The sequence below is a fragment of the Paenalcaligenes suwonensis genome, assembly GCF_011290505.1.
Lineage (GTDB): Bacteria > Pseudomonadota > Gammaproteobacteria > Burkholderiales > Burkholderiaceae_B > Paenalcaligenes > Paenalcaligenes suwonensis.
Window position 1 is genome coordinate 220,561 of record NZ_JAANPV010000005.1, and the last position, 14,208, is coordinate 234,768.

The following is a 14,208-nucleotide window of genomic DNA, read 5'->3' on the forward strand; positions in this document are numbered from 1 at the left end:
AATCAAACCCTGTGTCCGTAAGATCCTGCACTCGCCAGCAACTTTGCGCTGATTTCACCTAAAGGCACGGCCTCATCGGCAGCACCTATCATTAATGCTTCTCTGGGCATACCAAAGACCACACTAGTCGCTTCATCTTGAGCAAAAGTGACGGCACCGGCCTGTTTCATTGCCAACAAGCCTTGCGCCCCGTCTTTACCCATGCCCGTCAACAAAACGCCTACGGTATTTTTTCCAGCCACTTCGGCTGCCGAGCGGAACAACACATCCACTGCGGGACGATGTCGATTCACAGGCTCGCTGTCTTCCAGCTCAATCACATAATTTGCACCCGATCGCGCCAACTTCATGTGCGCAATACCACCGGGCGCCAAGTACACATGTCCAGGTAAGACACGTTGCCCATGCTCTGCCTCGTGCACCTGCACTGCACATAAGCTGTCTAAACGTTGCACGAATGACCGTGTAAACCCTGCAGGCATATGCTGCGTAATCAAAATGGCCGGGCTATTTGCCGGCATAGGCTCTAACACTTGGCGAATCGCTTCCGTCCCCCCTGTGGAGGCACCTATTAGTATGAGCTTTTCAGTCGTCGAGAAATGATGAACCAAGCGTGAACGGGGCTCACTACTTGATGGCACCATACTTTGTCGTGGCTTAGACATCGCTGCCGCACGAATTTTGTCGGCGATCAGGTCTGAGTACTCCAGCAACCCATCGCGTAAGCCCAACTTAGGCTTGGTCACAAAATCCACAGCCCCCAGCTCTAACGCCCTAATGGTGACATCTGAATTGCGCTCCGTCAGTGATGACACCATCACTACCGGCATAGGACGCAATCGCATCAATCGCTCTAAGAAGTCCAGCCCATCCATACGCGGCATTTCCACGTCTAGGGTCAACACATCTGGATTGTGCTGCTTGATCAACTCACGTGCGACCAATGGGTCTGGAGCCGTTGCCACCACCTCAAGATCAGGATGGCTATTGATGATCTCTACCATCAAACTACGTACTAGTGCCGAGTCATCAACACAAATCACTCGAATTTTTTTCATGTTACGTTCAATCAGTCAAAGGGATACATGCATGTGTCTAGCGCTTAAACGCGCACATACACCGTTTGCCCCTGTAAACGGAATGCCTTGCTCAAATGAGAAATATTTTCCGAATGCCCAACAAATAACAAAGCGCCTGGCTTCATCACCTGAGCAAACTTATCCAGCAGTTTGCTTTGCGTTTCTTTTTCAAAATAGATCATGGTGTTTCTACAGAACACCACATCAAAGCTTTGGTCCGTAGGCCAGTTTTCGGATGACACCAAGTTAATCATCCTGAAATCCACCATATTGCGTAGCACTGGTTTCACGCGCACCATACCCGCACGCTTCCCTACCCCTCGCTGGAAGTACTTACGCAGTAACGACTCCTCTACAGGCTGCACTCTATCTAAGGAGTACACCCCCTCTTCTGCTCGCACCAACGCTTGCGTATCAATGTCGGAAGCCAGCAAGCTACAGGAGATTTCTGCATTGCTTACGTTTTCCTGCAGCACCATCGCAATGGTGTATACCTCTTCGCCCGTAGACGCTGCCGCACACCATACCGACAAGGGTTTACTGCGTTTTTTCACAAACTCAGCCAACGACACAAAGTGATGGCTTTCTCGAAAAAAAGCAGTGTGGTTAATGGTGAAGGTATTTACAAAGCGCTCCCATTCAGGGGCTCGCGGATTGTGATCCAGAAAATCCAAATACTGGCGCACTTCTGCGACACCTAAGTTTTTGGTCTCTAGGCCCAAACTGCGGGCCACCATATCTTCTTTGTGCTCGCCCAGCACAATGCCCGCTCGCTCTTTGAGCATGCGGGCCGTACGAATGAAATCCTCCCGTGTCGCTTGCGGTATTACCGGCAAAGAATAGACAAAGGATTCCGTCGAAAGATGAGTCATAAGCCTCTAATACTAAGTCGCCAGCACCTGAGGACGCATCGGGGATATGTCGTCATGTTCGTCGTCGTAGTCATATCCCAGCTCATCTGCCTGCATTTCAATAATTTCGCCCGAATTAATCTTAAATACTGCTACTACTTCCATCAGGTGCGCTGCCTGACTTTGTAGTGAGCCTGCTGCTGCCGCAGCCTGCTCTACCAATGCCGCATTTTGCTGTACTACTGCATCCATCTGCGATACGGCTTGGTTGACCTGATCTATACCTTCTGACTGTTCATGTGAGGCAGAGGAAATTTCGTCCATCAGCACAGTAATACCGCGCACAGAACTCACTACTTCTTGCATGATGCCGCCCGCATCATCCACTTGCCTTGCCCCCACATTCACTTTCTGCAGTGAGCCTTCAATCAGGACTTTGACCTCTCTAGCGGCCTGTGCACTGCGCTGTGCCAACGAACGCACCTCACCTGCCACCACTGCAAAACCTCTACCCTGCTCTCCCGCTCGCGCTGCTTCTACCGCGGCGTTCAGCGCCAAAATATTGGTCTGGAAGGCAATACCATCAATGACGTTCACAATATTGGCGATTTCATTAGAGCTAGCCGCAATATCGTTCATGGTATCGACCACCTGCGCTACAGCCTGACCACCGCGCTCAGCCACGTTAGAAGCATCGTGTGTCACCCTATCGGCTTGCTGCGCATTATCGGCATTCTGGCGCACCGTGCTGGATAGCTCTTCCATACTGGCTGCGGTTTCTTGTAAGGCCGCCGCTTGCTGTTCTGTGCGACTGCTTAGATCGGTATTACCTTGAAAAATCTCTTGAGAGCCCTGCTCAATCGCCTGCACACCATCGCGTACCGCCAGCACCATTTTTCGCAAACTATCTTGCATGCGACGCACGGCTTCACTGAGCACACCAATCTCGTTATCAGAAGTCACTTCAATGCGCTGCGTTAAATCACCACTAGCAATACGATCAAAGTGTTCTTGTGCGGTGCGCAATGGCGTCAATACCATGCTGCGCAAGAACGCATACACACCCAAGCAAATCAGTACGCATAACGCCAATGCCACACCCACCAACTGTATGACCAAGTCGTATTGCTTTTCTTCTTTCTCAAAACTTTCATCAATGTACGCCTGCTGGAACTGCTGCAAACGCTCGGCAGCATAGTACATGTCTGACTCAGCGCCCGAGGCCAAAATAGCCAAGTGCACTCTAAACTCTTCCATACGCCCCTGCTTCACCAAATCCAGCAGTGGCGGCACAGCTTCTAGCAACTTTTCAAAGCTGGCATACAACGGCACATAGGTATTATTGATATCTTCAAAACTCTCGGAATACTCATGGAACTCATCAAATGCCATTTTGGTACGTTGGTAGTCCATGTCTACACGATTCAGCAACCGAATCGTGTTGTCATCCAACTTACGTACTGCACCATCACTACTGTTTACCCATTCGCTAGCGGTGGTGTAGCTCTGATTGTTTTGATTTGATATATAAGCAGCCGAAGCCCTACCCAACGCGGTTTGTGTATCTTTATAAAAACCAATACTGCGATTCAATAACTCATTAGCCTTTTGGTTGGTCACAATGACATCCAACGCTTGGTTATTTGCTCGCAAAGAGAAAATGCCCAATGCCGCACCGGCCAATAACATCACCATAAAGAAAAACATCACCAGCAATAAACTGGTTCGTACTTTCAAATTAGCAAGCCCTAACCTTTTCAGCATATACATCTCCTCTTTTTTTGCTTTTGGTTCAGATCACTTCGTGCGCCAGCGTTATACCAATGCGCTATCCATCAGCGCCATTTCCTCGCTAGTCATCAGTTTTTCTATATCTACCAGGATCAGCATGCGCTCATCCAAGGTGCCTATACCGGTTAAGTACTCGGTAGAGAAGGCTGTACCAAATTGCGGTGCATCGCTAATCTGCGAGTTTTGCAACACCAGCACATCCGATACGCCATCCACCACTACCCCCACAACCCGTGAACCTAGGTTCAGGATAACGACGACAGTTTGGTGGTCGTAACTCACTTCATCTAAATTGAATTTGATGCGCAAATCTACGATAGGTACGATCACGCCGCGCAGGTTGGTCACCCCTTTGATAAAAGAGGGAACGTTCGCGATGCGTGTCACGCTTTGAGCGTCATAGCCGCGAATTTCCTGCACTTTCAGAATATCAATACCGTACTCTTGCTGCGCGAGGATAAACACCAGATATTCTTTACCCGCACCTTCGTTCTGATTATCGTGTTTGCTTTCTATAGTCGACATGTGTACTCCGTACTGAAATTTCTTTAGCTCAGCGAACCAACACGGTCACGCGTTAGTCGGTGCAAGGCAAAAACATCTACGATCAAGGCAACACTACCGTCCCCCAAGATGGTGGCGGCCGATATGCCCGGTATTTTTCGGTAGTTAGCTTCTAGGTTTTTCACCACCACTTGGTGCTGGCCAATAAGGTGATCCACCAACAAGGCAAAGCGCATGTCTTCTGCCTGCAAGATGACCGCAATAGCCTTAGTCATGTCGGTTTCTGCCCCGTCAACCGAGAAAATATCTCCCAGTGAAATAACCGGCAGATACTCACCCCGTACATGAATCACATGGTCGTCGTTAGACAACTGACGTAATTGCTCTGTAGTGGGCTGCATGGATTCCGTCACATGGCTAAGCGGCAAAATAAAGGTTTCATTGCCCACCTGTACCGACATGCCATCCAGAATCGCCAAGGTCAGTGGCAGCACAATACGCGTGGTCGTACCATTGCCTTCACGCGAGAACATTTGCACATGCCCGCCCATGCTCTGGATATTACGGCGCACCACATCCATCCCTACGCCACGGCCAGATATCTCGGTGACCTTCTCTGCGGTGGAAAAACCAGGCGCAAACAGCAATTGCCACAACTCGTCATCAGGAATGTTGTCATTACTGATTAGGCCTTGTGCCATCGCCTTTTTAAGAATTTTTTCACGATTCAAACCACCACCATCGTCTATTACTTCGATGATGATATGACCGCCCTGATGCTGAGCCGACAGGGTTAAGGTGCCTTCACGGCTTTTACCTGCTGCCTCACGTTTTTCAGGAGTTTCAATACCGTGGTCAATACTGTTACGCACCAAATGAGTCAGCGGATCAATAATGCGCTCAATCAGGCTTTTATCCAGTTCGGTACTTTGCCCTTTGGTCACTAAACGTATTTGCTTATCCAAACGTGCGGCATTTTCACGCACCACACGCGGGAATCGGCTAAACACATAGTCCATAGGCATCATACGAATGGACATCACCGACTCTTGCAAGTCACGTGCATTACGCTCTAACTGCTCAATGCCATTGATTAATCTATCGTGTACGACTGGGTCCAGCGTAGAGGCCGTTTGCACCAACATGGCTTGGGTGATCACTAGCTCACCCACCAAGTTAATAATTTGGTCTACACGTTCCACACCCACCCGTATCGTGCTGGACTCACTGCGTGCATTGTTGCTGGCACTATTTTTGGCTTTGGCCGCAGGAGCAGGCTTAGCTTCTGGCGCTTCAGCCACAGCAGTTTCGGGTTCAGCTGGTTTTTCCTCTACCACCGTGGCAGGAGCTTCTACAGGAACCTCGGCCACAGAGGGCGCAACTGCCGTATCAGCAGCAGGCAACGCTTCGCGCTGAACACTGATTTGGTCTTCGTTCACCACAAAGCAGCACACAGCGATTAAATCATCGGCGCTAGCAGTGGTTTGCAGCCACACCGTTAACTCTGTGTCGGTACTTTGCTCATGCAGCACATCACCCATGATGGCCATTTCATCTTTAAGTACCGCAATATCTTTAGCACTGCTACGCTGCACACGCACGCACAACGGCAGATTCTGCGAATCCGCAGCAGGTGCTGCCGCAACTACAGCTTGCGCCACCACGGGCTCGGCCACTACAGCAGCGGGTGCTGATACACCCTTTTTATGCTCTTCGGCCAGTTGACGCAATTGAGCGCAAATGCGCTGATACGCTTCTTCATCAGGATCTTCTTCCTGACGGTAGGCTGCTACTTGATCCGTCAACACGTCCTTAGTCTCAAGAAATAAATCAATCATTTCCTTACGCAAGGACATTTCACCGTTGCGCACCAAATCCAGCAAATTCTCTAGTAAATGGGTGGTCTCTGCTAGGTGACCAAAACAGCCAAAGGTGCCTGCTCCCCCTTTGATAGAATGGGCGGCGCGAAAAATGCCGTTCAGCTTGTCTATGTCTGGGTTCTCAAGATTGAGCTCCAGCAACAAGCTTTCCATGTCTGTCAGCAGTTCATCTGCTTCATCAAAAAACGTCTCAAAAAACTGGCTTAAATCAACGCCGGAGCTCATGCGTGATTCCTTCGTAGAAATAGGGTCCGAACAAGAGTAGTCATTGCACTGATTGATCTACATCAGGGGTCGTAAAACGGACCTGCAATTTCTGGCACCATAGTTTCGCCAGCTTTGATCAAGCTTTGCAGATCGTGTCCTACGTCTTCGTACTGATTCTGAGCGTCCAACCGTTGTTCTGCTCTCTGGTTCAATACGACAATACTGATACGTCGATTTACGGCTGCTGCGGGATTATCTTTAACTAAACTAATAGTGTCGGCCAAACCTAGCATTTGTTTGATTTTTGACTCGCCCAAACCACCTGCCACCAACTCGCGTCTGGCTGCATTGGCGCGGTCTGCCGAGAGCTCCCAGTTGGAGTACTCGCGCTCACCACGCGCATATTGGAAGGAGTCTGTATGACCGGCCACCTGTATACGGTTAGGCAGTGCGTTTAATGGGCTACTTAACGCACGCAAAATACTGCGCATATACGGCTCTACCGTTGCGCTACCCAACATAAACATGGGGCGATTTTGTTTGTCGATAATTTGGATGCGCAAGCCGTCTGGCGTCATGTCTATCAGCAATTGATCCTTGAACTCATTCAAGATCGAATCGCTATCAATCACATCCAGCAGCTCTTCACGTAAGTCTTCTAAGCGTTCTATATCGCGACGATGGCTATCGGGGTCCGCCCCATTTAGCGGCATCACACTAGGAATCACACTAGGATTGCCACCCGGAATGACAGAACGAGAGGCATCCGAGCGCATCCCTCCCGACACCGCTTCAGCTAATGGCATACGAAAATACTCAGCAATGGTTTGCAGCTCTTCACGGGGAATCAGCGACAAAATCCACATCACCAAGAAAAATGCCATCATGGCCGTCACGAAGTCGGCATAAGCAATTTTCCAACTTCCGCCATGGTGCTGAGACTCAACAACTTTCTTGCGCCGTACAACAATACGGTCTGGCCTAGACGCACTCATGATCAGCCTTGTTTATTCGCAGTACTGCGAGACTGACGCACGTGGTCTTCCAGCTCGGCAAATGATGGTCTATCGGTGGCGTACAGCACTTTACGGCCAAACTCTACCGCTAGTTGTGGAGGGTAACCGTTCAAATTCGCCAGCAATGTCACTTTGATGCACTCCAGCACTTTGGCTGCTGCTTCGGTACGACGTTCGATCACGCTCGCAAATGGCGACACAAAACCGTAGGCCATCAAAATACCTAGGAAAGTCCCTACCATCGCTTTAGAAATTAAATCAGCCAACACGGCAGGAGGCTGATCAACGGAAGCAAGTGCTTTAATTACCCCCAACACCGCCGCCACAATACCAAAGGCTGGCAACGCATCTGCCACCACATGCATGGCTCTACCGGGGGTATTACGTTCGGCGATAAAAGCTTCGATCTCTTGGTCCATCAAGGTTTCGATTTCAAACGAACTCATATTGCCGCTGATCATGAGTCGCATGTAATCCGACACAAACACAATCAGTTCTTTTTCCTTCATCACCGAAGGGTAGGCAGTAAAAATAGCACTTTGAGTAGGGTCTTCGATGTCACCCTCGATGGACATCAGACCATCACGACGAGCTTTATTCAGCAATACATACAGCAGCCCCATTAGCTCCATGTACAACGCTTTGCTATAGGGTGTACGCTTCATCGCTGTTGGGATAGCCCCCATCATCAGCTTGAAAGATTTGCCGCTCCCCGCTGCAATATAAGAGCCTAATGCAGCCCCACCAATCAGTAACAACTCAAATGGCTGGTAGAGGGCCCCAAGATGCCCACCCAGCGCCACATAGCTGCCGAATACTGAGAAAAAGACAATAAGATAGCCAAGCAGTATGAACACGGTACGCCTTTAAATTAGTGTATCCCTCTTATGATCGCCTTAATCCTCGCTAGGGAAAGCGCCTTTAAGACGGGTTTTTTATGGGCATTTCATCCATTCAGCACAGTAAACATTTCAAAAACCTGTACTTAGCCACGCAAAAAGCGCCTTCTCATGGCAATGAGAAAGCGCTTAGGTTCTGTCGCTTAGAGTGATGCTGTTTGTTTGGTGGCGCTTTTAGTCGCCGTTGTTTTACGAGCACGTTTCGCTTGTGTCTTGCCAGCGCGTGGTGGCGGTCTGCAAATCGCACACACAAAGCCTGCCGACGGGTCATGCGCATGCGCCACAAACTGTCCGGCACATTGCTCGCACGACGACAACTGCACCATGCCGCTTTCAAAAAAACGCAGCAGCATCCATGCTCGTGTAAAGCTCAGCACAGGTTCTTCGTCGGGATCTATGCCATCACGGCCTGCATTGGCCTGCTCAAGATAGATGCGATAGCTTTCTACTAAAGCCTGCGCCTTACGGGCAGGTGTTACCTCATCCATATAGCGGTAAACACTGTAAAACATACTGGAATGTATGTTCGGCAACCAGGTCATGAACCAGTCTACAGAGAACGGCAACATACCTTTGGGTGGAGAGCAACCCCGAACTTCCCGGTACAGCCTCGCCAAACGGTCGTAACTTAAGGAGGTTTCTGCCTGCAACACCTGCAGCCTAGCCCCCAACTTAATCATTTCTGTTGCTAGGCTGATGTCTTCAGCTTCTTTAGCAACACTACGCGTAGCCATACACCACTACCTGAAAAACGTTAGGCGCTAACCATTGTGCGCTGGGACAGCAAAATTGTGGAGTGCGCCTGCTGCAACACGCCACCCAATACATCTTGAGTCAGGGTAGACAACAACTCGTAGTCATTCAGTCTGAATGCACACAGCAATGTGTTGGAAGCAGACAGCTTGACCAGTTGAGCAGGAGACAAGCGCAGCACGGTTTCAGCCACATCAGCATCAAAACCCAATCTGTACATGCCCGCAGCAAAATTTTCACGCAAGAGGCGCTGTGCCAGCATGAGATAAGACAGATTTACTTCCTGAATATCGCTTAACAACGTGTTTTCCGTGACGGACATGGCGCCTTCCTTGCAAAAACCACAAATGACACATTTCTAACACAAAAATAACACATGTAGAAACGTAACAAAAATTCATAAACCGAAACAAAAACAATCAAAGCATACAGAAAATTGTATTTTTTCGGAATTTATACACAAAAGAATAATAATTGAGCTTTGTATTATGCGATTTACGTATAAGTCTTAACGAATATTAACAGAAGCCAAACAAAACTCCTACTTACGAGCCCCTGTAAAGCATGACAAAGATCAAACAATGTCAGTAAATTTACATTTTGATGTAATAAAAGCAACATAACATTACATGCAATCACTATAGAAACCATTGTTTTCGCATAATTTTGTTACATCTATTCATGTACTCCATGCATGAAGACACATCTCATATGCGTTTTTAGGCTGCCCTGCTCTATTTGTTGATCGCCCTCACCCGCCCTATACGCTCTCATGGCACAAAAACCAGAGCAGCCGTATGATAAAGACCCTTTTATCAAGAAGCGGCACCCTCTTGACCATGACTTATATACTGGCCCTTGATCAAGGCACCTCTAGCTCTCGTAGCCTTCTGTTTGATAGAGAGGGCCGTTGCATTGCCCAAGCTCAACAAGAGTTTGCCCAGCACTTTCCCCAATCAGGGTGGGTAGAGCACGATCCACACGACATTTGGGCATCACAGCTGGCCACCGCCACACAAGTCCTAAAAGAAAGTGGTATTGCGGCCTCACAACTGTCTGCCATAGGCATTGCCAACCAACGCGAAACCACCCTAGTGTGGGATAAACAAACCGGCGAACCTATACACCCTGCCATCGTGTGGCAAGACAGACGTACCCAGCCCTTATGCCAACAATTAATTGATGCCGGTCACGAAACCTTTGTCACCGCCAAAACTGGGTTGCGGTTAGACCCTTACTTCTCGGCAACCAAACTGCGCTGGATACTGGAGCACATACCAGGTGCATTACAACGCGCTCAGAAGGGAGAGCTGGCTTTTGGCACGGTAGATAGTTGGTTAATGTGGAAGCTGACTAGCGGCCAACAACACCTCTGTGATGTAAGCAATGCCTCTCGCACCCTGCTGTTTAATATCCATACCCAAGAATGGGACAGTGAGTTACTCACGCTGTTTGGCATTCCCCACGCCGTATTACCCACCGTACGCGCCTCGTGCGACGACTTTGGGCATACCACCCCTTCCTTATTTGGCGCAGCTATTCCTATACGTGGCGTAGCCGGTGACCAGCAGGCCGCTCTATTTGGCCAAGCTTGCTTTGACGAAGGAATGGTAAAAAACACCTACGGCACAGGTTGCTTTATGTTGATGCATACCGGCCACCACGCATTGAGCTCAGAGCACGGCTTGCTGTGTACCAGCGCCGCACAACCCACAGCCAAGTCCCCTCAATACGCCTTAGAAGGTAGCGTTTTTATAGGGGGAGCCGTCGTGCAATGGCTACGTGATGGGCTTAAAGCCATTTCTGCCAGCCACGAAGTGGAGGCCTTAGCGGCAACCGTATCAGATTCCGATGGTGTCATTCTTGTACCTGCCTTCACTGGCTTAGGTGCTCCCTACTGGGACCCCGATGCCCGTGGCAGTATCACAGGTTTAACACGTAATACATCGATGGCGCATATAGCCTATGCCGCACTAGAAAGCATTGCATTTCAAAGCACTGCCCTCTTACAAGCGATGCTTCACGATGCCCAAAAAAATGCTATTGTGCTAAAAGAATTGCGCGTAGATGGTGGCGCTTGCAGCAACAATATGTTGATGCAATTACAGGCTGACTTGCTAGGCATTGACGTGGTACGCCCCGCCATGATTGAAACCACAGCACTGGGTGCAGCCTACCTAGCAGGACTGGGCTGTGGCTTGTTTAGCTCACACGCAGAGCTAAGTCAGCACTGGCGTATAGACAGACGCTTCTCCCCCCGCACAACGGCAGATGAACGGGCTCAACGCTTTGAACACTGGGAACGCGCGGTACGACGTACACGCACCCTCTAACACATAGACAACTTATGCTTCAGAAAATCCTTGTAGCCATCGCCCTATTTCTACTGATCTTACTTGCACTAAGTTTTGGCGAAAGCATACTGGCCTCATTTTTTAGCTGGATCAGTTGGCTAACTGGTTCCTTAGTACAGAACATCAATGACCTGTATGTACTGACCGCCAACTATGTCAGCGCCCAACCCTTTAAAGTAGTACTGGCCGTCATCTTGACCGTACCAGCCTATTACTGGTTAAGCCGTCGCGACAAAGAAAAAGGCGAACAGCAGCCCTCACAACGCAAAACAGCTATTTTACTGGCCTTCTTTTTGGGCTGGCTAGGGGTACACCGTTTCTATCTCGGTAAATACGGTAGTGGGATACTGTATATATTGCTGTGTGCGATCTACCCACCGCTAGCGGTACTGCTGGGCTGGATGGATGCTATTCGCTACTTCAGCATGACGGATCAAGGCTTTGCATTACGCTACTCGCGACGTGTGTCGTAGGCTAGAGAGAGCAAGCCTACTGATCAACCATTAGTGACTGCAGCCTAAGGCTAGGCTCTCAACGGATGCAATGAGTTCAAAGCCCACATACTCATGACTGGGCTGCATGAGCCTAAGGCTGCGAAAGTGTTTTTTTATTTGAGACACCAAATAAAAAAACACTTCCATCCGCCTTTTGCTCGTCGCTTGCAGAGGTTTTTAGGCAGATGATTTCTGTAGGTGTGCATACTTCTGCACAGAAAGGGCTGTAAACCTTCCAATAGCTACATACTCAGGGGGGCGGAGAGAAAATTTTTTTGATTTGGTGTCTCAAATCACAAAAAATTCTTCTGCAGCTCCCCAGCGCGTGCGATGGATACAGCCGTTATCGTGAACCAGTATGACGAGTAAAAGCCCACTCATCGTTAACCCACATCACGAATAAAACCGTATGACGCTTAAGAAAGGGCGGTAAACCTAGAAATTGCGATACTTCGGAGGAGGCGGAGGAAAACTTTTTTGATTTGGTGTCTCAAATCACAAAAAGTTGTTCCGCAGTCCCTCAAGCATGTGCGATGAATACAACCTACAAACGTTAGCCAGCCGCAACCTCCCCGGCACTAGCCTTCTCTTTCTCCCGCAGCGTTTCATGAGCCGCCTGCAACGCCTGCTCTACCGTTTCAAACAGCAATTGCTGACGTACCTTACGCAGTAGCCCCGCCCTCGCCACCTGCCTACGTAAATGCGGATTAAGCTCTGACATCACCACCCTGCAATCAGCCTGCTGCAGATCAAGAATTGTTTTCTCTAGTACCTGCAACGCCGTGCCATCCATAAATGGCACGTAACGCATACGCAGCACCAACACCTTAGGTATTGGTTTTAAGTTTTCGATGCGTCGCTCAAATACATCCACGCCGGCATAGAAAAACGGCCCCTCTACCGACAACACTTTGATTTCTTCATCGCTGTCGTACAAAGAAAGAAACTCGGGCGCTACCAAACCATTCAAGCGTTTTTTCTCGATTTTCTCTACCGAAACGCTATCCGACATGCGCTTCAAGAAGTGCAGCATAGCCAATACCACACCAATATTTACCGCTACCACCAAGTTGGCAAATACCGTAATCAGCAGTGTCACCACCAAAATAAACACATCAGCCCAAGGCGCTTCGCGCACTATTGCGTACACTGTTTTAGGTTGGCTCATGTTCCACGCGACCATAAACAGAATCGCTGCCAAACTGGCTAAGGGGATATAAACCGCCAAAGGTGCCAATACTAGTAGCACTAAGACCAGCACCAGCACGTGCACAATACCCGCAATAGGACTAGTACCCCCGTTACGGATATTGGTGGCGGTACGCGCAATGGCGCCGGTTGCGGCAATACCGCCAAACAACGGCGCTAACACGTTTGCTATGCCTTGCCCCACCAGTTCTTGGTTAGAGTTATGTCGCGTATGGCTCATGTTGTCAGCCACGACAGCAGACAGCAGCGACTCAATCGCCCCCAGCATGGCAATCGCAAAGGCTGGCCCTACTAAATCCAACACTCTATTAAGAGTGATTTCGGGTAGTTGAAAACCGGGTAGTCCTCGCGGTATTTCACCAAATGCCGACCCGATGGTCGCCACCGATTCAAATTGAAAAATAGCTTGTATTAGGCTGGCTACAATCAGCGCTACCAATGGCCCTGGCACCCGCTCCATGCGTTTGATGCGCGGCGTGATAATAACCAAAAATAACGATAACAATGCCAACAGCGTTGTGGTGAGGCTTAGTGACGGCAGGCTTTGTAGTAAAAACCAAAGCTGCTCATGAAACATGGCGTTAGAGTCTGGCGTGGGCAAGCCAAAAAAGTCTTTCCATTGCCCTACCCAAATAATGATCCCTATACCCGCCGTAAACCCAACGATCACCGGGGCGGGGATAAATTTAATAACCGCCCCCATGCGCGTAAAGCCAAGTATCAACAGCATCACACCGGCCATTAAGGTGGCGATCTGCAAACCATCAATACCGTGTTGAGCCACCACCCCCGACAAGATCACGATAAATGCACCGGTGGGCCCCGCAATCTGTACACGGCTGCCGCCAAACAACGACACGGCTAAACCCGCAATGATAGCGGTATAAATGCCTTGCTCCGGCTTCACACCTGAAGCGATAGCAAATGCCATGGCTAATGGCAGTGCCACGATCCCCACAATGATCCCCGCCACGATGTTGGGCAACCAATGTTTACGTTCCAGCAAACCGGCCCGTTTGGCTTCTAAAATGGCAATCATGTATGAACCTCAGAACTAAGAATCAACGTGAGCATATGCATCGCTCTATCATAATATGCCATGCTCCAATACACAAAAAGCCGCTGTACCACAGGACCATCCTGCGATACAGCGGCTTTTTTATGCGGCTAT

12 protein-coding genes are annotated in these 14,208 nt (G+C 49.4%); 2 read left to right on the top strand and 10 right to left on the bottom strand.

Translation table 11 applies throughout. The features are described from left to right. Nucleotides 1-2: 2 nt before the first annotated feature. The 9 genes from GY634_RS09685 to flhD form a co-directional block, all read right to left on the bottom strand. Nucleotides 3-1,058, bottom strand: a complete 1,056-nt coding sequence (locus GY634_RS09685; protein WP_166408334.1) for a protein-glutamate methylesterase/protein-glutamine glutaminase — start codon at nucleotides 1,056-1,058, stop codon at nucleotides 3-5. Nucleotides 1,059-1,102: 44 nt separating this feature from the next. Continuing rightward, nucleotides 1,103-1,951, bottom strand: a complete 849-nt coding sequence (locus tag GY634_RS09690) for a CheR family methyltransferase (protein WP_166408335.1) — start codon at nucleotides 1,949-1,951, stop codon at nucleotides 1,103-1,105. 12 nt (nucleotides 1,952-1,963) lie between these two features. Beyond that, nucleotides 1,964-3,694 carry a methyl-accepting chemotaxis protein gene (locus GY634_RS17340; protein ID WP_166408336.1) on the bottom strand — a complete coding sequence of 577 codons (1,731 nt, stop codon included), beginning with the start codon at nucleotides 3,692-3,694 and terminating at the stop codon, nucleotides 1,964-1,966. Between the two features lie 51 nt (nucleotides 3,695-3,745). Beyond that, nucleotides 3,746-4,246 (bottom strand): chemotaxis protein CheW, encoded by a 501-nt coding sequence (locus GY634_RS09700; RefSeq protein WP_166408337.1) that lies wholly within the window; start codon nucleotides 4,244-4,246, stop codon nucleotides 3,746-3,748. A gap of 23 nt (nucleotides 4,247-4,269) precedes the next feature. After that, nucleotides 4,270-6,330 carry a chemotaxis protein CheA gene (gene cheA, locus GY634_RS09705; RefSeq protein ID WP_166408338.1) on the bottom strand — a complete coding sequence of 687 codons (2,061 nt, stop codon included), beginning with the start codon at nucleotides 6,328-6,330 and terminating at the stop codon, nucleotides 4,270-4,272. A gap of 62 nt (nucleotides 6,331-6,392) precedes the next feature. Next, the gene (motB, locus tag GY634_RS09710; protein WP_166408339.1) at nucleotides 6,393-7,307 is read right to left on the bottom strand and encodes a flagellar motor protein MotB; all 915 of its coding nucleotides are present in this window, start codon (nucleotides 7,305-7,307) and stop codon (nucleotides 6,393-6,395) included. Nucleotides 7,308-7,309: 2 nt separating this feature from the next. Further along, nucleotides 7,310-8,185 (bottom strand): flagellar motor stator protein MotA, encoded by an 876-nt coding sequence (motA, locus tag GY634_RS09715; protein WP_166408340.1) that lies wholly within the window; start codon nucleotides 8,183-8,185, stop codon nucleotides 7,310-7,312. A 185-nt stretch (nucleotides 8,186-8,370) separates the two neighbouring features. Beyond that, complete coding sequence (gene flhC, locus GY634_RS09720) at nucleotides 8,371-8,961, bottom strand: flagellar transcriptional regulator FlhC (protein WP_166408341.1); 591 nt, start codon at nucleotides 8,959-8,961, stop codon at nucleotides 8,371-8,373. A gap of 20 nt (nucleotides 8,962-8,981) precedes the next feature. Then, nucleotides 8,982-9,302 carry a flagellar transcriptional regulator FlhD gene (flhD, locus tag GY634_RS09725; RefSeq protein ID WP_166408342.1) on the bottom strand — a complete coding sequence of 107 codons (321 nt, stop codon included), beginning with the start codon at nucleotides 9,300-9,302 and terminating at the stop codon, nucleotides 8,982-8,984. Nucleotides 9,303-9,819: 517 nt separating this feature from the next. Between flhD and glpK the strand changes: the two genes are divergently transcribed. Next, nucleotides 9,820-11,313: a glycerol kinase GlpK gene (gene glpK, locus GY634_RS09730; RefSeq protein WP_166408343.1), complete on the top strand. Its 1,494-nt coding sequence runs from the start codon at nucleotides 9,820-9,822 to the stop codon at nucleotides 11,311-11,313. A gap of 14 nt (nucleotides 11,314-11,327) precedes the next feature. Then, nucleotides 11,328-11,807 (top strand): TM2 domain-containing protein, encoded by a 480-nt coding sequence (locus GY634_RS09735; RefSeq protein WP_166408344.1) that lies wholly within the window; start codon nucleotides 11,328-11,330, stop codon nucleotides 11,805-11,807. A 574-nt stretch (nucleotides 11,808-12,381) separates the two neighbouring features. On the opposite strand, the gene GY634_RS09740 is transcribed toward GY634_RS09735, so the two are convergent. Further along, complete coding sequence (locus tag GY634_RS09740; RefSeq protein ID WP_166408345.1) at nucleotides 12,382-14,076, bottom strand: SulP family inorganic anion transporter; 1,695 nt, start codon at nucleotides 14,074-14,076, stop codon at nucleotides 12,382-12,384. Between the last annotated feature and the right edge of the window lie 132 nt (nucleotides 14,077-14,208).